This window comes from Dyella sp. S184, from assembly GCF_009766065.1.
Lineage (GTDB): Bacteria > Pseudomonadota > Gammaproteobacteria > Xanthomonadales > Rhodanobacteraceae > Rhodanobacter.
Genome location: NZ_LMUE01000002.1, coordinates 939,511 through 963,912 on the forward strand (window position 1 = coordinate 939,511; position 24,402 = coordinate 963,912).

At 59.8% G+C, this 24,402-nt stretch carries 20 protein-coding genes; 11 read left to right on the top strand and 9 right to left on the bottom strand.

The window, feature by feature from the left end; translation table 11 throughout:
- Window positions 1–77: 77 nt before the first annotated feature.
- From GSQ75_RS04020 to GSQ75_RS04050, 7 genes are all read right to left on the bottom strand, one after another.
- Window positions 78–1,136 carry a zinc-dependent alcohol dehydrogenase family protein gene (locus tag GSQ75_RS04020; protein ID WP_254058423.1) on the bottom strand — a complete coding sequence of 353 codons (1,059 nt, stop codon included), beginning with the start codon at window positions 1,134–1,136 and terminating at the stop codon, window positions 78–80.
- A 287-nt stretch (window positions 1,137–1,423) separates the two neighbouring features.
- Window positions 1,424–2,074 carry a BON domain-containing protein gene (locus GSQ75_RS04025; protein ID WP_158753221.1) on the bottom strand — a complete coding sequence of 217 codons (651 nt, stop codon included), beginning with the start codon at window positions 2,072–2,074 and terminating at the stop codon, window positions 1,424–1,426.
- Between the two features lie 190 nt (window positions 2,075–2,264).
- Complete coding sequence (locus GSQ75_RS04030) at window positions 2,265–2,480, bottom strand: SHOCT domain-containing protein (protein ID WP_216840596.1); 216 nt, start codon at window positions 2,478–2,480, stop codon at window positions 2,265–2,267.
- A gap of 170 nt (window positions 2,481–2,650) precedes the next feature.
- Window positions 2,651–3,541, bottom strand: coding sequence for a PRC-barrel domain-containing protein (locus tag GSQ75_RS04035; protein ID WP_216840597.1), 891 nt, complete (start codon window positions 3,539–3,541; stop codon window positions 2,651–2,653).
- A gap of 15 nt (window positions 3,542–3,556) precedes the next feature.
- Window positions 3,557–4,687 (bottom strand): hypothetical protein, encoded by a 1,131-nt coding sequence (locus GSQ75_RS04040; RefSeq protein ID WP_216840598.1) that lies wholly within the window; start codon window positions 4,685–4,687, stop codon window positions 3,557–3,559.
- Complete coding sequence (gene gadC, locus GSQ75_RS04045; RefSeq protein WP_158753222.1) at window positions 4,630–6,153, bottom strand: putative glutamine/gamma-aminobutyrate antiporter GadC; 1,524 nt, start codon at window positions 6,151–6,153, stop codon at window positions 4,630–4,632. Before gadC ends, GSQ75_RS04040 begins: the two co-directional genes overlap by 58 nt.
- A gap of 68 nt (window positions 6,154–6,221) precedes the next feature.
- Window positions 6,222–8,024, bottom strand: coding sequence for a pyridoxal-dependent decarboxylase (locus GSQ75_RS04050; protein WP_216840599.1), 1,803 nt, complete (start codon window positions 8,022–8,024; stop codon window positions 6,222–6,224).
- A gap of 316 nt (window positions 8,025–8,340) precedes the next feature.
- Between GSQ75_RS04050 and GSQ75_RS04055 the strand changes: the two genes are divergently transcribed.
- Window positions 8,341–9,711, top strand: a complete 1,371-nt coding sequence (locus GSQ75_RS04055) for an APC family permease (protein WP_158753223.1) — start codon at window positions 8,341–8,343, stop codon at window positions 9,709–9,711.
- A 176-nt stretch (window positions 9,712–9,887) separates the two neighbouring features.
- Here GSQ75_RS04055 and GSQ75_RS19135 read toward each other — a convergent pair whose 3' ends face one another.
- A complete protein-coding gene (locus GSQ75_RS19135; protein ID WP_254058424.1) occupies window positions 9,888–10,073 on the bottom strand; it encodes a hypothetical protein in 186 nt (61 codons plus the stop codon).
- Between the two features lie 171 nt (window positions 10,074–10,244).
- Between GSQ75_RS19135 and GSQ75_RS19140 the strand changes: the two genes are divergently transcribed.
- Together GSQ75_RS19140 and GSQ75_RS04065 are read left to right on the top strand one after the other, a co-directional pair.
- Entirely contained in the window at window positions 10,245–10,475 is a 231-nt protein-coding gene (locus tag GSQ75_RS19140; protein ID WP_254058425.1) for a hypothetical protein, read from the top strand.
- A 211-nt stretch (window positions 10,476–10,686) separates the two neighbouring features.
- Complete coding sequence (locus GSQ75_RS04065; RefSeq protein ID WP_158753225.1) at window positions 10,687–15,135, top strand: chemotaxis protein CheB; 4,449 nt, start codon at window positions 10,687–10,689, stop codon at window positions 15,133–15,135.
- Between the two features lie 709 nt (window positions 15,136–15,844).
- Here the strand turns inward: GSQ75_RS04065 and GSQ75_RS04070 are convergent.
- Window positions 15,845–16,585 carry an AraC family transcriptional regulator gene (locus GSQ75_RS04070; protein ID WP_158753226.1) on the bottom strand — a complete coding sequence of 247 codons (741 nt, stop codon included), beginning with the start codon at window positions 16,583–16,585 and terminating at the stop codon, window positions 15,845–15,847.
- A 202-nt stretch (window positions 16,586–16,787) separates the two neighbouring features.
- On the opposite strand from GSQ75_RS04070, the gene GSQ75_RS04075 reads away from it, so the two are divergent.
- From GSQ75_RS04075 to GSQ75_RS04110, 8 genes are read left to right on the top strand one after another with little or no spacing between them, the layout of a single operon-like run.
- Entirely contained in the window at window positions 16,788–17,729 is a 942-nt protein-coding gene (locus GSQ75_RS04075; RefSeq protein ID WP_158753227.1) for a 4-hydroxyproline epimerase, read from the top strand.
- Window positions 17,726–18,826 carry an FAD-dependent oxidoreductase gene (locus GSQ75_RS04080; protein WP_158753228.1) on the top strand — a complete coding sequence of 367 codons (1,101 nt, stop codon included), beginning with the start codon at window positions 17,726–17,728 and terminating at the stop codon, window positions 18,824–18,826. Before GSQ75_RS04075 ends, GSQ75_RS04080 begins: the two co-directional genes overlap by 4 nt.
- Window positions 18,823–19,068, top strand: coding sequence for a (2Fe-2S)-binding protein (locus tag GSQ75_RS04085; protein ID WP_158753229.1), 246 nt, complete (start codon window positions 18,823–18,825; stop codon window positions 19,066–19,068). The genes GSQ75_RS04080 and GSQ75_RS04085 overlap by 4 nt, the downstream gene beginning before the upstream one ends.
- The gene (locus GSQ75_RS04090; RefSeq protein WP_158753230.1) at window positions 19,061–20,335 is read left to right on the top strand and encodes an FAD/NAD(P)-binding oxidoreductase; all 1,275 of its coding nucleotides are present in this window, start codon (window positions 19,061–19,063) and stop codon (window positions 20,333–20,335) included. Before GSQ75_RS04085 ends, GSQ75_RS04090 begins: the two co-directional genes overlap by 8 nt.
- Window positions 20,336–20,353: 18 nt before the next feature.
- On the top strand, window positions 20,354–21,259 hold the full coding sequence (locus tag GSQ75_RS04095; protein ID WP_158753231.1) for a dihydrodipicolinate synthase family protein: 906 nt from the start codon (window positions 20,354–20,356) through the stop codon (window positions 21,257–21,259).
- 1 nt (window position 21,260) lies between these two features.
- Window positions 21,261–22,856, top strand: a complete 1,596-nt coding sequence (locus tag GSQ75_RS04100) for an aldehyde dehydrogenase family protein (RefSeq protein ID WP_158753232.1) — start codon at window positions 21,261–21,263, stop codon at window positions 22,854–22,856.
- Window positions 22,853–24,073: a Xaa-Pro peptidase family protein gene (locus tag GSQ75_RS04105; RefSeq protein ID WP_158753233.1), complete on the top strand. Its 1,221-nt coding sequence runs from the start codon at window positions 22,853–22,855 to the stop codon at window positions 24,071–24,073. Before GSQ75_RS04100 ends, GSQ75_RS04105 begins: the two co-directional genes overlap by 4 nt.
- A gap of 20 nt (window positions 24,074–24,093) precedes the next feature.
- Entirely contained in the window at window positions 24,094–24,348 is a 255-nt protein-coding gene (locus tag GSQ75_RS04110) for a hypothetical protein (protein ID WP_158753234.1), read from the top strand.
- The last annotated feature ends 54 nt before the right edge of the window (window positions 24,349–24,402 follow it).

Sequence of the window (24,402 nt, forward strand, 5' to 3'; positions counted from 1 at the left end):
GTTCTTCCAGTGGATTTGCGGGAGCCGGTTAACTCGGCGGGGATGGGTTCGGTCGCGCTACCGTGACCGTCTTGTCGTCAGGCTTCGATCAGAACCTTTAGCGCCTTGGTATCAGCGGCGTTACCGAAGGTCTTGTAGGCATCGAGAATCTTGTCGAGCTTGAAGCGATGCGTGATCAGCAGCTTCGGATCGATCTTCCTGGCCCGCAGCGTCTCCAGCAGCATCGGCGTGCTGACGGTGTCGACCAGTCGCGTGGTGATGGTGATGTTGCGGTCCCACAGCAGCTCAAGATGCAGCTCGACCTTGGTACCGTGCACACCGATGTTGGCGATGGTGCCGCCCGGCGCGACCAGCTTTTCGCATAGCTCGAACGTAGCGGGAATCCCGACCGCCTCGATCACCGTATCGACGCCGCGATCGCCGGTGAGCTTCATCACCGCCTCGACCGCTTTGCCGTCCGTGCTGTTGACCGTGGCCGTGGCGCCAAAGCGTTTGGCGACTTCCAGACGGTTGTCGTCGAGATCGATCATGATGATCTTGGCCGGGGAATAGAATTGCGCCGTAAGCAAGGCGGCCAGACCAATCGGCCCCGAGCCGACGATGGCTACCGTATTGCCCGGCTGCACCTTGCCATTCAGCACGCCGCATTCGAACCCGGTTGGCAGAATATCGCTGAGCATGACCAGCGCATCTTCGTCAGCGCCCTCGGGAATCGGATACAAGCTCGTCTCCGCGTACGGAATCCGCACGAACTGTGCCTGCGTACCGTCGATACTGTTGCCGAGAATCCAACCGCCTGTAGTGCAATGCGAATACATCAGCTTGCGGCAGTACAGACATTTGCCGCAGGCAGTGATGCAGGAGATCAGCACGCGATCGCCGACCTTGAAGGCCGTGACGGCGGCGCCGATCTCGGCGATCACACCTACACCTTCGTGACCCAGAATACGTCCCGGCTTGCAGGTCGCCACATCGCCCTTGAGGATATGCAGATCGGTACCGCAAATGGTCGTCTTGCTGATCTTGACGATGGCATCGGTGGGCGCGGTAATCACCGGCTTTGGGTGATCTTCCAGTGCCTTCTTGCCAGGGCCCTTGTAGACGAGTGCCTTCATCAATGAAACGGAAGCTTTCATCGCAAATATTCCTGATTGACTGGTGCGCAGGGACTCCGAGAGTGGCGTTGCCGCGCGAGCGGTATCGAGCTGCTTTGCTGTTCGGTAGTCGTTGGAGCGACGATAGGCGCGCTGTGATCATTGCGGTAGCGTCGGAAACTACTTAGTTGCTTTCTGGTGGCGTGTCAGGCGAACCAGATATCTACTAGGCCTTGGCTAGCGATCACCGGGCGTACCACTGCTTGAAGTGCCATGTCGCCCGGAAAACTTAACGAGGCCCATAAGACCTCGCCAAGATGCAATAGCAGTCAGATGATGGTGATGTTGTTCACGACTTTCTCAACACCAGCCGTGCCCCAGGCTGAGTTCCATGCCTGCTCCCGCTCCGTCCAGGTATCTACCTCGCCAGTCAAGGTGACATCGGAGCCATCGACAGCGACAAAAATTCTCTGCCCTTCGGCAATTGCCCGCCGCTTGAGTGCCGACTCGATATTTGTTTTAACATTGCTGGCAGAGACCTTGGAGGTAATCGCGATCTCGTCGTTGAGACCCTTGACACCAAGGAGGTGACGCACGGCGGTGGTCGCAGCCTGGCGCTGGTACTCCCACTCCACCCGGCCGGACAGAGTGATCCAGCCGCTCTCCACCATGATTTTTATCGTGCCTTCCGGCAGAAAGGTTTGCCATTTCAGTGCGCCCTCAGCTGCGTGGGCGATTTCAGTATCCGAGCGCCTGCTCGATCCAGGCAGTTTCACCGTCATCTCGACGGCAAGCGCACGAATACCCGAAACACGCTCGACCGCCTTCTCCGCATTCCACTTTTCCGCATAACTATCAACGTGACCAGCCAGCGTAACAACGCCACCTTTGACTTCGACGCCGATCTGATTTGCGTTGACTGATGGCTCCCATTCCAGCTCGGAGGTGATGTCGTTCTTTAGTTGCGTGTCAGTTTTCATGAGTTAGTCCGTTGGTGGGCACTGCAGGTTCGGCAGTTCTGTAGTCGATGTGATGACCATAGGCCCGACCAACCGCAAGCGGTAGCGTCGGAAATTACTTAGAAGCGAGAAGAGGTTTTCTTCTCGCTGACGTATACCCTGGTATCACCGATGTGCGAACGCATCGAAGCATGCCGCGTGCGCTTCGCCTTCAGTCCGTTTCCGCGATATCGACCTTCATTCGGCTGAACTCGTCACGGGCAATTTCACCGCGCGCATAGCGCTCGTTGAGAAAATCAAGCGCACCTATCTGCCTTAGTAAACCGTACTTTCTGTGTGCCGCGTAGGTATAGCCCCAATTGCCCACGCTAGAAAAACCAGAAAAATAATCCCGAACCATAGAAATCAGCCCCAGCCTAAATGCCAATTGCTCCGGAAATATGACTGCGTCTCGCTGTCCTCGGTTTTCGGGGGAGTGATAAGCCGTGACCCTAAGACTGTCGGGACATCTTAGGTAGGTTCGGAAAATACTCAGAGGAGGCAGGCTATCCATTGGTGTGAACGACACGCGCGCATAGGTCGATCCACGAAAGCGTGCTAGTCCGTCCAGTAACCGGTCTTTTTGTAGTGTTTGAAAACACTTACCTCATGCTCTCGATCAAGCACACGGGAAGTGTCATAAACGGGTGAGCCTTTCACCGCTTGGCGTGTCAATCCCACCGTCACGGAGTTTTCCAGCCAACTCACCTTGTCGATCCAGCGCACCGCGATCAGCACGTCGTGTCCTATCCACCAGTCGCTGGTGGCCACGATCAAATAGCGGATCGCCCAGGTCGCCTCTTCCACCAGAAAGCCCTTGACGTGCCCGATATGTCCGTCGGACGCTTCGATGCGGTAGCCGGCGACGGCCTCGCAGCTGCGCAGGTGGGCATCGTCACCGGGCCCGGATCCAGCCTCACTGATCCTTTGGGTACGTTCGATATTGCTAAGCCCATCCGACCCGGCCATGCCATGTTCGCTGACATTCAGCAACAGGCTGGGAAAGGATCCCGCGCCCCAGAACCCGCCGTTGCCCCAGTAATACGGATAACCGAAGTAGCCCAGATAGCCGCTTTCATGTTGTCGCGAAATTGGTTTGTCCGTATCGATGTCGGGACTGCCCTTGACCTGCTGTCGCGTGATGGAAACCGACAGCACGCGGTCCAGCTGATTCACACCGGCTACTGACATGGGCGATATCAGAACTTTGCGATTCGCCAGCCAGCCACCGGTATCCACCACCAGGTAGCGCACCACCCACGATTCATCGTCGAAATACGCGCCACGAACATGGCCGATGATGCCATCGCTAGCGTGAATCGCATAACGTTCCAGATCTTTGACGGTGTGCAACATGATGGTGCCTCCTTCGTGGATGGGAATGACTCGTTGGCTGAAGTAAGACCACGCGGACGCATGTGAGCGACATACCGTGCCAGCTTCCGCCAAGGGCAAAAGAAGCCTTCAGAACGAAATGGCGAGCGCAATCTGCGGCGACACGTATGAGCTGGTGTTTCGCCCGGCGGTCGTAAATTCCACGCCGGCGATCACGCCGACGCTACCCGACCAGTTGTATTCCACGGCTGGGGCTATGGCTGTACTGGCCGTACTGGCGCTACGCGTGCTTACCGCAACGCTGCCTGAATCCACGCCGATCGTGCGAAAGCTCTCGCCGTAGTTCTGCAGAATATCCAGGGCCAGCACCCAGCGCTGGGTAAAGGCATAGCCCGCACCGATGCCGACTTGAAAGGAAGTACCGGGCATCACATTTCCGTGGAATCCGCTATCGGTACCGTAGCTGCTGATGCCACTGATATCCGCATGATCCAGAGGCTCGAAGGCAGCGCCATACACCCGGATCCGCACGGGATGACCATCACTGGCGTCGAACAGCGACTGCAACAGCAACCCCTCTTTAAGCATGTATACGCCACTGCCGAGGCCGTTGCTGGCCGAACTCAATCGCTGATAGTCGCCGGTCGGCAAGGTGACGCCGAACGAAGCTGTCAGCGAAGGCCACCCAGTTCGACTGTTTTCGTCGTTGAAGCGGTATTCCAGTTCGATCGGCAGATCGCCGACGCCGGTAAAATAGTTCTGCTGGCTCGAAATATATGAAGCCGACGGCAACGCCTCGACGGTGAGCCGGTCAGTGATGCCATATTTGAATACGAGCACGGACTCGAACTGACTCGCTTGATTGGCTACCCCGTCATGCCGGCCGTCGTTGTCGTAGGCACCGGTGGGATTGATGAAGATCGCATAAGGCTCCAGCGCGACCAGACCCGCCTTGGGCAGGGCCGGTGACGGCGCTTCCAGTGATCCGGTAAACCATTGGTTTTGTAGCGCCGCGTAACCAACATCGGACCCGTTGTCCTGCGCACTGGCCGAACCGGCGGCGGCCAAAAGACAGGACGCGACAAGGACACGGTGGAATCCTTTACTGCACCAGATTCGGGAAGCACGCCACAGATCCGTCTGGATGGCCTTCGGAGTTGACGCGGATTGGTGCAAGCTTATTTTCACGTCCATTCCCGACCTCAGCCCACCGCTTTCGCGGTCTCGAAAGGTTCGAAGTTGGAATCCGATGACTTCCAACTGGGCTTATGCAACGCATAGATGATGAAAGGGATCACCACGAACACTGCACAACCGATAAGCAAGCTGGCGATATAGACGACCGGGCTGCCAGTCTTGATCTGCGGCGGCGGAATAAAGCTCAAGGCAAGGGCGAGCAAAGCACCGGCCAGGCCGATCACGCCTACAATCCACATGCCTACATTGCCACCGGGAATCTTGAACGGACGTACTTTCTGCGGCTGTGAGTAGCGCAACCTTATTGCCGCCACATACATAATCACGTACATCAGCAAGTAGATGATCGTCGCCATCTGACTCAGGATCTGATACGCCGATTCAACCGACGGAAGCACAGTAAACGCCACGCACAGTGCGGTGACCACGACGCCCTGCAATAGAAGGATCGACACCGGAATGCCCTGGGCGTTCGTCTTTTGCAAAACGTGCGGCAGGTAGCCGGCCTTGCCCACGGCCAGCATGCCGGTTGATGGGCCCGCCACAATTACGCTGACCTGTCCGAGCACGCCAAACGCCAGCATCGCGGCCATCACATTGCCAAGCCACGGCACGCCCATCGCCACCCACAGGTCGCGATAGGCGACAAGTAGGCTGTGATTGAGATCAATCGCGGCCTTTGGAATCACCATACCAACCGCTAGGGTGCCAAGCACGAAAATCAGCACTACCAGGACTGTGGCGATAAGAATCGATAGTGGATAGTTGCGCGTGGGATTTTCCAGATCCTGCACATGCACAGCCTGCATTTCCATACCCGCGAAATACAGAATGATGCTGGCCGCTAGGACCATGCTGTGGAAATCGCCGAAGTCGGGGAAAAAGCTGGTGTGCATTGGCATCTGGATGGGCTTGCCCATCAGAACGTAGGCTGCACCCAAAAGAATCAACACCGCCCCAGGGATGATCGTTCCGATCAACCCCCCCAGCGAACTCAGTCGAGAAGACGCTTGCATGCCACGGAAGGTAAACAGCGTGACAAACCAGTACACTGCCAACAGCACGATGATCGTATAAAGCTTGTTATTTGACAGGGCTTCATCGAAGCTCTGCGGCCACCAGATGTAGGCGAGTGCCGCGGCGGCAAAAATAAGAACAGTAGGGAACCAGATCACTATGGCTTGCCACTGGTAATACATGGCTGCGAATCCCCAGCGCGGGCCGAACGCCTCCCCGACCCAGCGAAATACGCCGCCTTGCTTCGGAAAGGCCGACGCCAGTTCGGCGGCCACCAGGGATACCGGGACCAGAAAGAAAATCGCGGCGAAGACGTAGTAGAAAATCGACGTCAGCCCGTATTCGGCCTGCGTGGGCAGGCCGCGAAGGCTGACGATGGTGGTGATATTCATGATGGCAAAAGCCATCATGCTGATCACCACCCTCTTTTTGGATGTGGCGGGCTTTGCCGTGGCACTGACATCGCGTGGCGACGGCGTCGTTGCAGCAGGCGGAACGCTGATGGCTGACATGGGATCGATCCTTGGAACGCGTGAACATGGCGCGGATGGCCTTGTAGCCATCCGCGCCAGACGGAGATTTATTGCGCCCTCAGCACCTCATCGCGGGCCGCGTGCACGCAATGCAGCGCCCACGCCATGATTTCCGGCGTCACGAATACGTTCATCGGGAACGACTTGATGGCGTAGATCACGGCTTCGGCATCATCGCCTTCACGGTTGTATTCCGTGTTGCGGAAGCCCGTACTGAAGCTCATGTAAGGCGTGTACTTGCCATCGATCTGCTTGCCCGCACGGAACCACTCGAACAACTTGTCGCCGACCGCCTTGGTCAACTCATTGTGCTTGATCAGATCTGCGCGTGACTTCGTATCGTTGAGTTCCTTCTTGTACTGCACGCGGGCATCAACGTCTTTCGGATACACCCGGAACAAGGTGATGAGGCCGGAGTCATCCGGATTCACGCAGACCATGTCCTTCTGCTTTTCGAGCAGGTCGTAGAGGTAATACTTGGTCTCGAGGATGCCTCCAAGGATCGCCTGCATGCCGGCCTTGCCAAAATATTTCAGCGTCGCCCAGCCGGCCAGTGAACCGGAGGCAGTACGCGAGACTTCCAGCGTGTAGTACATCGGGTTGTACGGCGTGCGCACTTGCAGATACGCATCGGGCGCCCAGTGGTGCAGCTTTTCGAATTCCTCGGCATTCTTGTAGAGGAAGCAGCTGCTGACGTAAGGCGCCCAGCCGACCTTGTGGAAGTCGATCCCGACGGCATCGGCATAGCTCAGCTCGGCCATCGCCTGCCCGTTCTGCTTCAGGATCGGCAGGATGCGATCGGAGAATTCCAGCGGGTTGTTTTCAAAATCGTAGTCCTTGAAATACACCCAGGACCAGCCGACCACGGCATCGGCGTAAAGGACCGCCTTGCCATATCCTTCTGGATTCGGATAGCGATCGAGCAGCTTGTGCACCTTGCCGATGGGATCGATGGCGCTGGCATCGGTGGTACCCATGGTGCAAACCACGGTGGCTACCGGAATCTTCTTGGCGGCGAAGTCCTTGAGGATCTCTTCCAGGTGAACGACGTCCATCTGGTTGGTATCGACATCCGTGCGTACATGCACGATGTTGTCCATGCCAAGACCCATCCACGCGGAAGCATTCCGCTGCACGAAATGAGCCTGCTGCGAACAGATGACTTTGGCATCGGTGCGGATACCCTTGAGCATCGAATCGGGCAATACGCGGGTCAATCCATATTTCAGACCGTAGGTCCAGCAGCCACCGCCACCCCAGGTATAGATGGCTCCGGTCTTTACCGGGTCCCAGCCAACCAGATTGCCCAGCATGCCGGCGGTTTCCAGTTCGGCGCGATGCACGTTCCACGCGTATTCGCCTTCAAGGATATTGGCCGAGAAGACCTGCGACAGCATGGAGGCAATGATCGCAGCCGTATTGGCTTGCGGGATCACGTTGCACATGGTCAACGGATTGCCCCAGTTCGGCGCACCTTCAAACAGCTTCACGACGTCATCCAGCACGGTGTCGAGATCGCCCATTTCCTGGTTGATCTCGACGTTCTTTACCGCCGGATATTCGTACGTGAGCGCAGGACTCTTGCCCAGAAAGGCAGGACCGCCCTCTTCGGGCCGCAACTGGTCAAGGCGCGAAACAAACTTGCCGATCTGCTCGGCCAGCGGATCTTTCGTTCCACGAAATGGCGACGGGAATTCGCTGGCCATTTCGGAGCGATATTTGGCCCACTTCGGCATCGGCTCATTCGCGGCATGCGCAGTCAACGGACGTTCGGGCTTCGACAACGCGTGGTGGTTTGCAGGGGCATTGGCAGGGATGACGGCGTGTTTGGTTGTTTGCACATGCTTCATGGTGGAGTTCCTGTGTGTGGGCTCAGCGCTGGACCAAGGGGATTCCAACCTATGCGATGTCTGGCATTGCCAACAGCCTCGGAAAGTACTCAGGCGTATCTCGCCAGTCCGCCGATTGCGACCATGCATGCAAGACATGTGCAGTGAAATCGCTCGAAAGCTCTTTTACTAAATGGATCCAGCAAAAATCCTGGCCGTCACGTCGCAAGAGGGTAGCTTCGGGCGTACCTCTTTTCCTTCGGCTGTGCCGATGCCAACAATCCTGCGTGGCATCGGCCGATATGCGCGACCTAGGTAATTTCCGAATCTGTTTGCCGTGACGCCAAACCTGCACACTGCCAAGGCTCGCCGTGGCGACGAAGTGATGCGAGGCACCACCCAACTGGACGCGGAAGATGCTTTGCCAATGAAGAATTCCGGATCGATGAATATATGGTCAGTGACGGCCATGGGTATCGGCGCCATGGTGGGCGCCGGCATATTTGCCCTGCTGGGTGTCGTCGCGCTGGTTGCCGGCGACGAAACATATATCGCGTTCCTGCTTGGCGGCGGCATCGCCCTGTTGTCCGGCTACTCCTACGCGAAGCTGGCAGCTCGATATCCTGACGCGGGAGGCCTTGCTGCCTACTTCGACGAAGCCTTTGGCAAAGGAAAGCTGTCCGGTACGTTGTCGCTCACCTATCTGCTGACCATTGCCGTGACAATTGCCTTGGTAGCCAAGGCGTTCGGCGCCTACGCGGCACCCTTGTTGCTGAGCCAGCCGAGCACGTTCTCGATCAACAGCTTCGCCACCGCGATCATCGTGCTGCTGGTCGTTCTGAATATCGCCGGATCCAATCTCGTCGGTAAAGCCGAAGTGCTGCTGGTCGCCATCAAGCTGATCATTCTGGCCTTGCTGATTGTTGCCGGCGGCTACGGCATGGTCACCCACGGCATGCTCACGCACGCGACGCCGCGTATATTTTCCCTGGTCAGCAGCGTTGGCCTGACGTTTCTCGCCTATGCCGGCTTTGGCATGATGACCAACGCAGCCGGCAGCGTGGCGTATCCAAAAAAGACCATCCCCCGTGCGATTTACCTGGCCATTAGCCTGGTCATGCTGTTCTACGTCGCACTGGCTGTGATCGTGGTTGGAAGCGTGCCCATTGCACAGCTGTCGCACAACGCTGATACCGCCGTTGCGGTGGCGGCGCGGCCTGTTCTGGGCAGTGCCGGATACATCATCGTGTCGATCGCAGCCCTGCTGGCCACTGCATCGGCCGTCAATGCGTGGATATTCACCGCCATGCAGATATCGCTATCGATGGCGGAAGCGAAACAGCTACCGCTTGCGTTCAAGAGTCTAGTCTGGCGCAAAGGCACGTCTGGCCTATTGTTGGGTATCGCCGCCATCATCATCACGGTGAATGTCTTTGACCTCGATGCGCTAGCCCGCATCGCCAGCGCCACTTTTCTCATTTCATATATGGCAGTGCACGTGGCTCACTGGCGCCTTGTCGTTCAGACGAAAGGCTCGCGATGGCTCATCGGCACAGGATTTCTAGGAATGCTTGCTGTGCTCGCGTGCTTTCTATGGTCAACGGCCATCACGCAGCCTTGGTCATTGGCGTTGATTGCTGTCTTTATCCTTGGCAGCTGGCTGATTGAATCTGTCTTTCACATAAGTTCGGGGCATCCTGCACCCTAGAGAAAAATGCGGAGATCCCCTCACTACAGCTTGTGAGAATCCAGCCGCCGATGCCATTTTTGAAGCAATCTTCACCGTCGCTACCGCGCTCTGCGGCCGACGAATCAGCAGATGGGCCTTCTTCGATGTACTTCGGTGCCACCGAAATAATTTGCCTCAATGCGCCCGAACAACGGTCAGCGACTGGCTGGGGCTGCCGGAAAGAAACAACTCGGCAACATCTGCAGAATGTCATCGTTGATGTTGGATGCGGCATAGCCACCTGTCGGGGCTGAAGTGCCTGTTGGCGTGGGGTGAGTCCTTCGACGCCAGTCGATCTCGCCGGTGACGGTCAATAGTCCATTGTCGGTGGTAAAAGTCATGGTGCCAGCTGATATGCCGCGGGGTGATGCGTCATTGTCTACGCGTGCATCGGACGTCGCACGCCTGGAATCAAGCAACATTCGACAATTCCGATCAAGCTTCGGACGAACCTCCATGTGGTCTGTCACGTCCCTCACGCCTGCGACAGCAGGTACCAAAGAGGCCACGGTATGTTTTTCCGTAAAGCTGTCTACGTGGCCGGCAAGAACCACATTGCCCGCAACTGCCGTAACCACGATGCACTTGGAAAGAGGACTGTCCAAATGACGCAGTTCGGCGAGTATCGTTTCTTGCAGGTGGCGGTCATGCGGCATGGGGCAGTCCACATGGCTATGAAAATTGTGGGTCAGCGGATGCTTGTCGATTCGCCCATCTCACGCCATCAAGTGATGGTGCTGTGAAATCTGCGCACTTGCCAAGCCAGCACCGTAACTCTGTAGGCCTCAAAGCAACAGAATCGGAAACTACTCATACCAGCAAGGCTTCCTGATCCGGAGTCAACTTCATACCATGCTGACTGAGTTGTTATCGCGCCTTGCACATTGCGGTACGACAAGCGGAGTAAAGTCGAATGACGTTCCTCTCCGGAACGCACCCTTCTGGAAATTGACTATGCCGGCAAACCGTCCACTCAAGACGGGAGCGGTCCGGCCCAAAGCCGAAGCGTCCCAAGTCCCGATTGCCAGCACCAGCCACCAATCCGCCAATTTTCTCGTGGTCGGCATTGGTGCCTCAGCGGGTGGTTTGGATGCCTGCCACCATTTTCTGCGCGCACTGCCTGCCAACAGTGGCATGGCTTTCATTCTGGTCCAGCATCTGGACCCTACACACGAAAGCATGATGGTTGAACTGTTGGCCAGCCATACGGCCATGAAGGTATGCCAAGCCGAGAACGGCATGCGTATCGAACCCAATCATCTTTACGTTATTCCACCGGGCACCTACCTGGCGGTCGGGGAAGGCGCGTTGCATCTCTCTCAGCCACCGGTTCGTCATGGTGCACGCCTGCCCTTCGATTTTCTGCTGTGCTCTATGGCGGAGGCCTATGGCGTCCGTGCCGTCTGCATCACGCTGTCGGGCACCGGAGCTGACGGCAGCCTGGGGCTGAAAGCGATCAAGCAAAACGATGGTCTCGTCATCGTGCAGGAGCCGAAGGAAGCCGATTATGACGGAATGCCACGAAACGCCGTCCTCACCGGTTCGGTCGACAGCGTTCTAGTCATTGACAAAATGCCTGAAGCGCTCATGCGATACAACAAAATGCTTCCAGCGAAAGCCAACTCGCCGCATGTTCCGGTATCCGCCACCAGCCAAGACAGCCTGGCGGCGATCATCGATCTGCTGCGCGAAAAGACCACGCATGATTTCCGTTTGTACAAAAAGGGTACCCTCCAGCGTCGTATCGAACGACGCATGTTGATCGCCACCGTCGAAACCAACGACATGGGCCAGTATCTGGAGGTCTTGCGTAACGACAGCAACGAAGTCGAGCTTCTCGCAAAGGATCTGCTGATCAACGTGACACGGTTCTTCCGCGATACCGATGTATTCGACGCGCTCGCAGCCACACAGATTCCTGAAATGATTCGGGCGCACAAGACCGATCAGCCGCTGCGCATCTGGGTACCCGGCTGCAGCACGGGCGAGGAAACTTACTCGCTGACCATGTTGTTCAGGGAAGCCATCATCGCGGCCAAGAGCAACATCAAGCTTCAGGTCTTTGCCTCCGATGTCGACCCGGATGCCGTAGCCAGCGCACGCGAAGGCCTGTATCCAGAAACCATCAAGGCCGAAGTTTCGGAAGATCGGCTGAACCGGTTTTTCACGAAAGACGAGCACGGTTACCGAGTTCTGCCCGAGCTCCGCACGGCCGTAGTGTTCACCGTACAGGATGTGCTGAGCGACCCGCCTTTTTCGCGTCTTGACATGGTGTCCTGTCGAAACTTGCTCATCTACCTTGGCATCGATGCACAAGCGAAGGTCATTGCGCTGTTTCATTTTGCACTGCGCCCGAATGGCATTCTGCTACTGGGAAGCTCGGAAACAGCCGGCAATGTCGAGGGTCGGTTCGAGGTAATCTCCAAACCTGAACGTCTCTATCGCCGTACTGGCCACAGCCACCCAGGCGAGCTCAATTTCCTGTTGGATGCAAATGATCGCGCACCGACCAAGTCAGGCCCTGGACAGAGCCAGAGTCTGCTGCGTCAGGCGGCCCTGGCTGATCTGTGCCGCCGATCCGTGATGGAGACGTTTGCACCTGCCGCGGTCCTGATCAACCTGAAACACGAGTGTCTCTATCATCTGGGACCGACCGATCGTTATCTGCAGGTAGCCGGGGGGCACCCGAGTCACGATCTGCTCTCCATGGCATCGCCGGGGTTGCGTACCAAAATGCGTTCGGCCATCCAGCTAGCCATTCAGCGTCCGGGCCGCGCGACGGTCAGCCACTGTCGCAGCGGGCGCGGCACCGACGCCATATCTTTTGGGCTCGACGTACAAAAAGTGCTGAACTCAGGAGAAGCGCTTCTGCTGGTCTGCTTCGTCGATGAGCGGAAAGACGGCACCATGGTCGTATCACCAGCAACACCTGGCGACGTTCCCCGGATCACTCAACTTGAACAGGAACTGGAAGCGACGCGGACGGAACTGCACGGAGCCATCCAGGATCTGGAGGTATCCAGCGAAGAGCAAAAGGCCATCAATGAGGAAGCCCTTTCGGTAAACGAAGAGTGTCAGTCCACGAATGAAGAATTGCTCACCTCAAAGGAAGAGCTGCAATCACTCAACGAGGAATTGACAGCGCTCAACAGTCAGTTGCAGGAAACTTTGGAGCAACAGCGTACGACTTCCAACGATCTGCAGAACGTGCTCTATAGCACCGACGTCGCCACCATCTTCCTCGATGCCGATCTGAATATCCGCTTCTATACACCGGCTACCAAGTCACTGTTCAATGTAATACCGGGTGACATTGGCCGTCCTCTGGCGGATCTGAATTCACTGGCGACTGACAGTGACCTGTTGGCCGATGCCCGGACCGTTTTGCGCAAATTGACCCCACTTGAGCGGGAAATTGAATCGCGGAAGGGCGTGAGTTTCATTCGTCGGATTCTTCCCTATCGCACGCACGACAATGGTGTTGAAGGGGTCGTGATAACGTTTACAGATATCAGCGAGCAGAAGCACAACGCGCACGCCTTGGTAGCGGCGAAGCAGGAAGCCGAATCAGCAACTGCAGCGAAATCGCGCTTTCTCGCTGCGGCAAGTCACGATCTGCGCCAGCCACTGCAAACGCTCAAACTCTTGCAGGGCCTGCTTCTGGAAACGGTTGAAGGTCCGCAGCCGCGCAAGCTCACCACGCGCATTGGCGAGACCGTCGGTGCGATGTCCGGCATGCTCAACGCGCTACTAGACATCAACCAGATCGAAACGGGCGAGGTGCAGGCGCATCCAATCAGTTTTCGTATAAGCGATCTGACGGACCGCCTCAGGGATGAGTTCAATTATCACGCCAACGCGCAGGGACTGACACTGCGAGTCGTGCCATGCCATCTATCGATACAAAGCGACGCGCGACTGCTCGAACAGATGATCCGCAATTTGCTGTCCAATGCGCTGAAGTACACCAAACACGGCCGGATACTGCTGGGCTGCCGCCGACACGGCGGATGGCTGAGCATCCAGATCTGGGATACCGGTGCAGGCATCCCGGTGGAACAGCTGCAGGCCATTTTTGAAGAATTCCATCAGTTAGACAATCCAGCGCGAGAACGCAGCCGTGGTCAGGGCCTGGGACTATCCATCGTCCAACGCCTCGGCAGTTTACTGGGTCATCAGATTCGCGTGGAATCCATCCTTGGCAAGGGATCCATGTTCTCCATCGACGTCGCGCTTGCACCGTTGGAGAACGCAGGGTTGGGTGAACAGAAAAATGGCACAGCCCCCTCGGGTGACGCTGATACCTCCAAACAACTTGGCATGATCCTGGTTGTGGAGGACGATCCGGACCTGCGCGAATTGCTGGGTTCTCTCTTCAAATCCCAGGGGCATCAGGTAGCTGCAGTGGCGGACGGAATCGCTGCGCTGGACTGGATCGCACACGGCGGCGTGCAGCCCGACCTGATCCTCACCGATCACAACCTCCCGCGCGGCCTCACTGGCTTGCAGCTGGTAGTCAAGTTACGTGAAAAACTTCGTCGCGACATACCGGCGATTGTGCTTACTGGCGATATCTCCACCCAGACCTCGCGCGATGTTGCACTTGAACACTGCACGCAACTCAATAAACCAGCCAAATTGAAAGAAGTCACTTACGTAATACAGCGCTTGCTCGCGCAATCAGAGATGGCTTCTCTTGAGGCCCCTCTGCATGCGGAGATCGATCCCTCCATAAAGAGCATGGATCTAGGCGCACCAATCATCTTTGTTGTCGATGACGACAACATGCTGCGCGAGACGATTCGCATGGTGCTGGAAGCCGCCGGCCGCGAGGTAGAAGATTTTCCGTCATGCGAAGCATTTCTCGAAGCGTATACACCCGGTCGAGAATCCTGCCTGCTTGTGGACGCCAACCTGCCTGGCATGAAAGGCTTGGAACTTCTGAGAAAGTTGCGTGACCTAGGCGATTGCATGCCCACCATCATGATCACCGGCAACAATGACACCGCCACTGCTGTTGAAGCCATGAAGGCCGGAGCAACCGACTTCATAGAAAAGCCTTTTGAACGAAGCGAAATGCTCGACAGCGTCATGCGTGCACTCGAACAGTCCCGTGATGCCAACAGACTTCTCGCCTGGAAACAGGATGCCAGTGATCAAATTGCTGATCTCACGCCAAGGCAGCGTCAAATCATGGACCTCGTGCTTGCCGGTCACCCCAGCAAGAACATCGCCGTCGATCTAGGCATCAGCCAACGTACGGTCGAAAATCATCGCGCCGAGATTATGAAGCGAACCGAATCGAAATCTATCCCTGCCCTGGCGCGCCTTGCTCTTGCTGCTTCTAAGGATGATTCGGCCATTCCGGCTTCGCCTTCAGCATCAAGAAAGCAGACTCCATGACTATTCAATTGAGCGCCGACTTCCAGACATTGGATACCTCCATGTAGAGGTTCCGCATGACGGTGGTGGTCAAGCCTGCAGGAATGCTTCCCTGGGCCGAGGTTTCAACGGCGCCGTGCCGTGCTGCGCGCACTTGGCACATTGCATGATCAGCACTGAGCGCAGCCCTGCTCTCCAACAACAAGCAGGCGGTGGTGGCGATAAGTAGCCGGATGGGTCTGGCTTCAAAGACATGTGACTACTCCCCCTATGGGACTGCAACAATCCTGATCGAAACCGATTTCGAAGGAGTACCTATTCGCTCCTAGACGGATTGGAGCACTGATTTTCGTACTGACCTCATCCCAGAATTTCGTGGTGGTTCAAATATCGAGGGCGGATCGAGCGACCCATTTCGTTCCGACCACGCAACACCGACGCACTTGGCTGAGAGGTGAGCTACGATTTGTTCATAAAAGTGTTGCGTCGCTCGGCCGACGACTGCGCAACAAAGGGTGCCTTGTGCAGGGCGCAACGGAAAATTCGGCTGCCCGGCGAACAAACTCAGCGTTTTAAAGGGTTCAACAACGCAACACCATTCCGTAAGTACCAAGAAGGGGAAGTCAAGGATGGCCAAGCCGGCCAAACACCGTCGCTGTGCGACAACGACATAAGATAAGTAATGTCGCTGATCCCTTCGATTTAGAACTGTACCTAAACTTGGTGCGATTTAATCCTTGACCGAGACTGCCGCACTCTCGCGCTTTGCCGCCTGTTCCAAGGCCATGGTCCGATAGTCCCGCGGGGCCATACCGACGGTCGCCTTGAACTGGCGGGCGAAAGCACTCTGGTCGACGAAACCGCAGGCCAGACCAATCGATGCGACGGTTTCGTTGCTCAGCAGCAGCCGCATCGCTGCCTCAATCCGCAGTTTGGTCAGAACCTGCTGCGGCGTCAGCTGGAACACCCGGCGAAAGTGTCGTTCCAGTTGGGCCACCGACAACGCAGCAAGCTCGGCCAGGGCGTGCACGCGCAGGCTCTCGGCATAGTTTTCCTGCATGTGGCTGAGGACGCGGCGCAGGCGTTCGTAGGTGGGATGGCGGCCATCGGGTTGGCCCAGGTCGCGCGAGATGCCGATCACCCCGCGTACCTCGCCACGCACTCTCAACGGGCGCTTGCAGGTCAGGCACCAGCCCGGCGTACGGTTGTTGAAGATATGCACCTCGAGCTGGTTCTCGACGATTTCGCCGTCGAGCACACGCTTGTCCTGCGCTGCATAGGACCCGCCCATAGTGGCGGGAAAAAGTTCATTCACCCCTTTGCCGATGACCTCGCTGCGATGCTTGAGTCCCAGCCGTCGCATCAGGGTCAGATTGGCGTGCGTATAGCGACCTTTCGCATCCTTGACGAAGAACACCACGTCCGGCAAAGCATCGAACAGTGGCTCGAGTTCATCGGCTGAAATCTTCATGGCTGCTCATTGCTCCACGGCACTGGCACAGTGCGGCATGCGACAGGAAAAATCTTGCTTAACGCATCACGGCGCGTATTTTCAACAAGCCCTCATCACCCTGAAGCGGGAATGGAGCCGGCATGACAACTATGCCGAATTCCGCACCGAATGCCAGCAAGCCTTTCTAGACGCCCGGGGCCGCGGCAGCGAGGATGCCCATATGCAGACCATCGACTTCATCGACTCGCACACCGGCGGTGAACCCACCCGCGTGGTGATTGCCGGTTTCCCCGACCTGGGTACGGGCACCATGGCCGAACGACGTAGCCTTTGCCGCGATCGCTACGACAACTGGCGCCAGGCCATCGCGTGCGAACCGCGTGGTTCGGATACCATGGTTGGCGCGCTGCTGCTGGAACCGCAGGACCCGAACGCATGTGCGGGAGTGATCTTCTTCAACAACGTCGGCTACCTCGGCATGTGCGGGCACGGCACGATCGGACTGATCCGCACCCTGCACCACCTGGGTCGCATCGCGCCGGGCCGGCATCAATTGGAAACCCCGGTAGGCATGGTGGGCGTCGAGCTCCACCCGGATGGGCAGGTCGCGGTAGACAACGTCGAGAGCTATCGCCATGCCAGCAACGTGCAACTGGACGTGCCCGGCTACGGCCGCGTATCCGGCGATGTGGCCTGGGGCGGCAACTGGTTTTTCATCAGCAAGGACTGTCCGGTGCCCCTGGTCCTTGCCAACCAGCGTGCGCTGACGTTTTATACCGAAGCGATCCGCGGTGCGCTCGAGAAGAACGGCATCACCGGCGCGCGCGGCGAAGAGATCGATCACATCGAGCTCAACGAAACGAGCCCGCAGGACGACGCCGACGCCCGCAATTTCGTCCTGTGCCCCGGCATGGCCTACGACCGCTCGCCGTGCGGTACCGGCACCAGCGCCAAGGTCGCCTGCCTGGCAGCGGACGGCAAACTGGCACCCGATCAAGCGTGGCGTCAGGCCGGCATCCTGGGCAGTGTCTTCGAGGCACGCTACCGTGTCGGTTCGCACGGCGTCCTTCCGCAAATCACCGGCAGCGCCTACATCACGCTACGCGGCCAGTTGTTGATCGACGAAAACGATCCCATGACCTGGGGCATCGGCGCCGCGTGAAAAGCTATGACCTGATCGTTGTCGGTGCCGGCATCGTGGGTGCCGCCTGTGCCGATTACGCTAGCGCAGCAGGGTTGCGGGTGGCGATCATCGAGCCGGGCCCGATCGGCGGTGCTGCCACGGCGGCAGCCATGGGTCATCTGGTGGCGATGGACGACGATCCGGCGGAGTTCGTACTGGCGCACTACTCGCTGGGCTTGTGGGAGGCGCTGACCGATCTGCCGCAGGCGGAGTACAGCCGCTGTGGCACGCTCTGGGTTGCTGCTGGCGAAGAGGACCTCACACGCATTCCGCAGAAACTGGCGCGACTGAGCGCCGCCGGCGTGGCAGCGCGAGCCATCGATGCCGAGGAGCTTTACCGCCTCGAACCGATCCTGGTCGCAGGCCTGGCGGGTGGCCTGCTGGTTCCGCATGAAGCAGTGGTCTATCCCCCCGCCGTCGCCCGCTATCTGGTCGAACGCGCCCGGCAACGCGGCGCCGAGTTTTACCCCATCCATGCAAGCCACCTTGAGGCAAGTGCAGGAGTGCGGCTGGAAGACGGCACCGGACTGAGCGGACCGGTCCTGGTCACCACCGGCTGCGCCCTGCCGCAGTTGCTGCCTGGGTTGCCACTGCGTCCCCGCAAGGGGCATCTGGTGATCACCGATCGCTATCCCGGCACAGTGCATCATCAAGTGCTGGAACTGGGTTACGCCGACAGCGCCCACGGTGAAGCCGACAGCAGTGTGGCGTTCAACGTGCAACCGCGCCCCACCGGACAGATTTTGATTGGTTCATCGCGCGAGTACAGCGCCACCACGTCCGAGGTATCGATGCCGATGGTGCAACGTATGCTCGAGCGCACTTTTCGTTTCATGCCCGCCTTGCGCCAGCTCGACGCACTGCGCATCTGGACCGGTTTTCGCCCGGTCAGTGCCGATGGCCTGCCTTATCTCGGTCGGGTCGCGGGTCAACAGGATGTCTGGGTGGCCGCCGGCCACGAGGGACTTGGCGTCACCACTTCACTGGGCAGCGCCCACTTGGTTATCGACCAACTGCTGGGCCGTCAGCCGGCCATCGATCCGCAGCCGTACGATCCGGCACGGGTGGCCGCATGAGTGCGCTGATACTCATCCAGGTCAACGGCTGTGACGTCGAGGTGCCGGCCGGCACCAGCGTCGCCGCTGCAATCGCCCGGCTGGAACTACCCTTTCGCCGCTCGGTGCGCGGACAGTGGCGTGCTCCGCTTTGCGGCATGGGCGTGTGCTTCGAGTGCCGCGTGCATATCGATGGCGTCGCCCAGCAGCGCGCCTGCATGGTGCCCGTGCGCGAAGGCATGCAGGTATCGACCGATGACTGATCACTACGACGTACTCGTTGTTGGCGCCGGCCCGGCGGGCCTTGCCGCAGCCACGGCGGCCGCAAGCCACGGCGCACGGGTGGGCCTGATCGATGCCCAAGCCACGGCGGGCGGCCAGGTATGGCGCCATGATGTGGAGCACGGCGATACCGCCCTGGCACGCCGCAACGTAGCCGCCGCACTGGAGCATCCCGGCGTAACCTGGCTGGCGCAGACGCGGGTCGTCGGCGTCGAGGCCGGCGCGCTGCTGGTAGAGGATCCAAAAAACGCCCGGTGGCTGCGTTACCGCGCCCTGATCCTGGCTACCGGTGCGCGCGAACTGCTGCTGCCGTTCCCCGGCTGGACGCTGCCCGGAGTGACCGGCGCCGGTGGCCTGCAGGCACTGGTCAAGCAGGGCTGGCCGTTGCGGGGACGTCGCGTGGTCATTGCCGGCAGTGGCCCCTTGCTGCTGGCTGCTGCGGTTACCGCGCGCCGACATGGTGCCCAGGTGCTGGGCATCTACGAACAAGCCAGCGCCGACAACATCCAGCGCTTTGCGCGCAGTCTCTGGCGCTGGCCGGGCAAAGCCGCCCAAGCCGTCGGGATGCGCGCCCAACTGGTTGGCGCGCCGTATCGCTGCGGCAGCGTCGTGCGCCGCGCATTCGGGGAAACGCATATCCAGTCGATCGAGGTAGACGGCCCGCGTGGTCTGGAGCAGATCGCCTGCGACCATCTCGCCGTTGGCTATGGCTTGCTACCGAACGTGGAACTCGCCCAGCTGCTTGGCTGCGATCTCCAGCTGGTGGGTGTCCATCCACGCGTCAGCACCGATGCGCAGCAGCGCACCAGTGTCGAAGGCATCTATGCGACCGGTGAACTCTGTGGCATCGGCGGGCGCGACAGCGCTCGCTTCGAGGGCGCTATCGCCGGCCATGCGGCGGTGGGCGACGATGCCCACGTCGCCCGCCTGCAACGGCACCGGCAACATGCCCGTCGTTTTGCTGAGCTGCTCGACCGGCATTTCGCGCTCGACCCGCGCGTGCATGCATTGGCCGAACCGGACACCTTGATCTGCCGCTGCGAAGACGTACCGCTGTCCGCGCTGGACGGCTATACCGATGCACGCAGCGCCAAGCTCGCTACCCGCTGTGGCATGGGTGCCTGCCAGGGCCGCATCTGCGGCAGCGCGCTGGCCGAACTTGCCCGTTTTCCACGCAACGGTTCGCGTCCGCCGCTGTTCCCAGCCCGGCTTTCCACGCTGGGCTCCGACCCCTCTTCCGTTCGCTAATCTCCAAGGAGTTTCCCCATGAGCAATGCATCCCTCTGGCACGGCGTCCTGCCCGCCATCACCACCCCGTTCACCACCGACGGTCAGATCGACCATGCTTTCCTGGCCAAGCATGCGGTGCAGATGATCGACGCCGGCTGCAAGGGTATCGTGCCGCTGGGTTCGCTGGGCGAAGCCGCCACGCTGAGCTTCGAGGACAAGACCGCGATCCTGCGCACCCTGGTCAAGGCTCTCGACGGCCGCGCACCGGTCATCCCGGGCATCGCCTCGCTGTCCACCGACGAAGCCGTGCGCCTGGCCAAGGAAGCCAAGACCATTGGTTGCAAAGGCCTGATGGTGCTGCCGCCGTATGTGTACTCGACCGACTGGCGTGAAATGGGCGCCCATGTGAAAGCGGTGATCGGCGCCACCGATCTGCCGTGCATGCTCTACAACAACCCGGTGGCTTACAAGACCGACTTCACTCCGGCACAGATGGCCGAGCTGGCTGCCGAATTCCCGAACCTGCAGGCGGTGAAGGAGTCCTCCGGTGACGTGCGCCGCTTCGCCGCCATCAAGTCCTTGCTGGGCGATCGCCTGAACCTGCTAGTGGGCATGGACGATGCCATTGTCGAAGGCGTCAGCATGGGCGCGGTGGGCTGGGTCGCTGGCCTGGTGAATGCCTATCCGGCCGAGTCGGTGAAGCTGTTCGAGCTGGCCCGCGATGGCGGCGCCAAGGCGGCCATGCCACTGTATGCGTGGTTCCTGCCGCTGCTGCGTCTGGATACCGTGCCCACCTTCGTGCAGCTGATCAAGCTGGTGCAGGCCAAGGTCGGCATGGGCAGCGAGACGGTGCGCGCGCCACGTCTGCCGGTCGCTGGCGCCGAACGCGACGCCGCACTGAAGGTGATCGACCACGCCATCGCCACCCTGCCGGAGGTCTGAAATGAGTGCACTGGAACACGTACTGATCGCTGGGCAGTGGACCGCGTCGGTGGATGCGCAGGGCAGTTTCCGCGCGGCTGATCCGACGCAGGCCGAGGCCATCGGCCCGTCGTTTCCAGTCAGCGGCGCGGCCGACCTGGAGGCGGCGCTGGCGGCCGCCTCGGCGGTTGCCGTCGAGCTGGCCGCCGTGCCAGCCGCCCAGATCGCCGATTTTCTCGACGCTTATGCCGCCGCCATCGACGCCGATGCCGATACCTTGGTGGCACTGGCACATGCCGAGACCGCCCTGCCCACCGAACCGCGTTTGCGCTCGGTGGAACTGCCGCGTGCCAGCGGCCAGCTACGCCAGGCGGCCAAGGCGGCACGCAGTCATGCCTGGACCGATCCGGTGATCGACACCGCCGCTGGCCTGCGAGCACATCGTGCGCCGCTGGGCAAGCCAGTGCTGATCTTCGGCCCCAACAATTTTCCATTCGCCTTCAATGCGATTGCCGGCAGCGACTTCGCCTCGGCGATCGCGGCACGCAATCCAGTGATTGCGAAGGCGCATCCTTCGCATCCAGCCACCAGCCAACGGCTGGCGCAGCTCGCGCATCAGGCCCTGCTCGCCAGTGGTTTGCCAGCGGCGGCTGTGCAAATGCTTTACCACTTTGACAACGCACTGGGGCTCAAGCTGGCCGGGGATGCGCGACTGGGCGCGATCGGCTTCACCGGCAGCCGCGTCGGCGGTCTCGCGCTGAAGGTTGCTGCCGACAAGGCGGGCGTGCCGATCTATGCGGAGCTGTCCAGCATCAACCCGGTCTTCATGTTGCCTGGCGTGCTGGCCGAACGCGGCGCGGCACTCGCACAGGAACTCTTCAACTCCTGCATGATGGGCAGCGGCCAGTTCTGCACCAATCCGGGCATCGTCATCGTGCCACGCAACGCCGATGGCGACGCGTTTGTCGCTGCCGCCCTCAAGCACTTCAGTGAAGCGACGCCCAAGGTGCTGTTCTCGCAGGGCGTGCAGCAGGGGTTGGAGCAAGGCGTGGCCACCTTGCTGGGTGCTGGGGCTGAGTTGCTCGCTGGCGGCAACGCCGGTGATGGCGCGGGCTACCACTACCAGCCCACCCTGCTCAGCGTGGATGCCGGGACCTTCATCGCCCACGCCGAGGTCTTGCAGACCGAAGCCTTCGGTCCGGTCAGCCTGCTGGTCCGTGCCGACGACACCGCCGCCATGGCCGCCCTGGCTGCCAGCTTCGAGGGCAACCTCACCGGCACGCTGTACCGTGCTGCCGATGGCTGCGACGACGATGTCTGGCAAGCCATCGCCCCGGCCTTGCGCACACGCGTAGGCCGCTTGATCGCCAACAAGATGCCCACCGGCGTAGCAGTGAGTCCGGCGATGAACCACGGCGGTCCGTATCCCAGCACCAGCCATCCGGGCTTTACCGCGGTCGGCATGCCGGCGGCGATCCATCGCTTCACCGCCCTGCACAGCTATGACGGCGTACCCGAAGCGTTGCTGCCGGTCGAATTGCGCGATGCCGCGGTCGCGGGCCTGCAACGACTGATCGATGGACGCTGGAGCGATGCCGCCGTGGGTACCTCGGCATGACGCGGAAAGCCGCCGGCAAGCCGCAAATCGGTGGACACCGCCTGGAGGACGCCCAGGTCCTGCTCAAGCCGTGGCCGCACAAGGCAGCGCCGATCCAGCCTGCCGAGTACGAGCAACGGCTCGCCCAGGCCCGTGCGCTGATGCGTCAGCGCGGTGATGGCGCGCTGCTGATTACCGCGGGCAGTTCGCTGCGTTATTTCACCGGTATCACCTGGGGTGTCAGTGAGCGCCTGGTGGCGATGCTGCTGACCTTGCAGGGCGACCCCATCGTGCTGGCTCCGAGTTTCGAAGAGGGCTCGCTCAGCCACGAGTTGAAGATCCCGGTGCAGGCGTGGCTGTGGGAAGAACACGAAAACCCGCAGCAGATCGTCGCCGATGTGATGATCGAGCAGGACGTGCAGCAACTGGCGCTGGACCCGGCTGCAGCGTTTGTCATCCACGAGCGCCTGCGCGCTGTGATCGGCGATCGCCGCATCGTCGATGCCAGCGCGATCGTCGATGGCTGTCGCATGTGCAAGTCGCCGGCTGAACTGGCCTTGATGAAGCAGGCCACCGCGATGACCCTGCACGTACATCGACTGGCCGCCGGTCTGATGCGCGTCGGCATCAGTACGGGCGAGATCAAGCGCTTCATCGATCAGGCCCATCGCGCGCTGGGCGCCGAAGGCGGCTCGACCTTCTGCATCGTGCAGTTCGGTCACGCTACGGCGTATCCGCACGGCATTCCCGGCGAACAGCACCTGCGCCAGGACGAGCTGGTGTTGATCGACACCGGTTGCAGCGTCGAGGGCTACCAGTCGGACATCACCCGCACCTATATCTTCGGCACGCCTAATGCCGAGCAAGAACGCATCTGGTTGCTGGAACAAGCTGCCCAGCAAGCGGCGTTCGATGCCGTGCGTCCGGGCGTGCGCTGTGACGAGGTGGATGCGGCCGCACGCCGCGTACTCGAAGCCGCTGGCCTGGGTCCGGATTACCGGCTGCCCGGCCTGCCGCATCGCACCGGCCACGGCTGCGGCATGAGCATCCATGAAAAACCTTACCTGGTGCGCGGCAACGACACCGTACTGGCCCCGGGCATGTGCTGCAGCAACGAGCCGATGATCGTGGTGCCCGGCCAGTTCGGCATCCGCCTGGAAGACCACTTCTACGTCACCGAAGACGGCGCGGCCTGGTTTACACCGCCCTCGCCGGCGATCGACCGGCCGTTTGCCTAGTCTGTCTGCATCCGCTGCCGATGACCAACGCGACCCCCACGTTATGCTCAATTCCGCATGACGTGGGGTTAATGCTTTCTATACGTGCCGTGCTGCAGCGGCGAGCATGGAGAACGAACGCTGGCGACGCGAAATTCGATATTCGTGCCTTCCATGACGAGATGCTTTCCGGTGGCGCGGTGCCGCTGGACCTGCTCGATGCGAGCACCCATGCCTGGATCGCCGCGGTCAAGGCTGGCCATGCCCCGTCGACTCCGCTTGCCACCTCTCTTTAACCGGAATCGCTCATGGCATCTCGCCTTATCTGTTCCATCTGTTTCCTGGGATTG

Coding starts and splice junctions, on each gene's coding strand:
- GSQ75_RS04095 (WP_158753231.1), top strand. CDS start 20,354: ATGAGCAATGCATCCCTCTGGCACGGCGTCCTGCCCGCCATCACCACC.
- GSQ75_RS04100 (WP_158753232.1), top strand. CDS start 21,261: ATGAGTGCACTGGAACACGTACTGATCGCTGGGCAGTGGACCGCGTCG.
- GSQ75_RS04110 (WP_158753234.1), top strand. CDS start 24,094: ATGACCAACGCGACCCCCACGTTATGCTCAATTCCGCATGACGTGGGG.
- GSQ75_RS19140 (WP_254058425.1), top strand. CDS start 10,245: ATGTTTTTCCGTAAAGCTGTCTACGTGGCCGGCAAGAACCACATTGCC.
- GSQ75_RS19135 (WP_254058424.1), bottom strand. CDS start 10,073: ATGACTTTTACCACCGACAATGGACTATTGACCGTCACCGGCGAGATC.
- GSQ75_RS04075 (WP_158753227.1), top strand. CDS start 16,788: ATGCAGACCATCGACTTCATCGACTCGCACACCGGCGGTGAACCCACC.
- GSQ75_RS04050 (WP_216840599.1), bottom strand. CDS start 8,024: ATGAAGCATGTGCAAACAACCAAACACGCCGTCATCCCTGCCAATGCC.
- gadC (WP_158753222.1), bottom strand. CDS start 6,153: ATGTCAGCCATCAGCGTTCCGCCTGCTGCAACGACGCCGTCGCCACGC.
- GSQ75_RS04065 (WP_158753225.1), top strand. CDS start 10,687: ATGCCGGCAAACCGTCCACTCAAGACGGGAGCGGTCCGGCCCAAAGCC.
- GSQ75_RS04105 (WP_158753233.1), top strand. CDS start 22,853: ATGACGCGGAAAGCCGCCGGCAAGCCGCAAATCGGTGGACACCGCCTG.
- GSQ75_RS04025 (WP_158753221.1), bottom strand. CDS start 2,074: ATGAAAACTGACACGCAACTAAAGAACGACATCACCTCCGAGCTGGAA.
- GSQ75_RS04085 (WP_158753229.1), top strand. CDS start 18,823: ATGAGTGCGCTGATACTCATCCAGGTCAACGGCTGTGACGTCGAGGTG.
- GSQ75_RS04020 (WP_254058423.1), bottom strand. CDS start 1,136: ATGAAAGCTTCCGTTTCATTGATGAAGGCACTCGTCTACAAGGGCCCT.
- GSQ75_RS04090 (WP_158753230.1), top strand. CDS start 19,061: ATGACTGATCACTACGACGTACTCGTTGTTGGCGCCGGCCCGGCGGGC.
- GSQ75_RS04070 (WP_158753226.1), bottom strand. CDS start 16,585: ATGAAGATTTCAGCCGATGAACTCGAGCCACTGTTCGATGCTTTGCCG.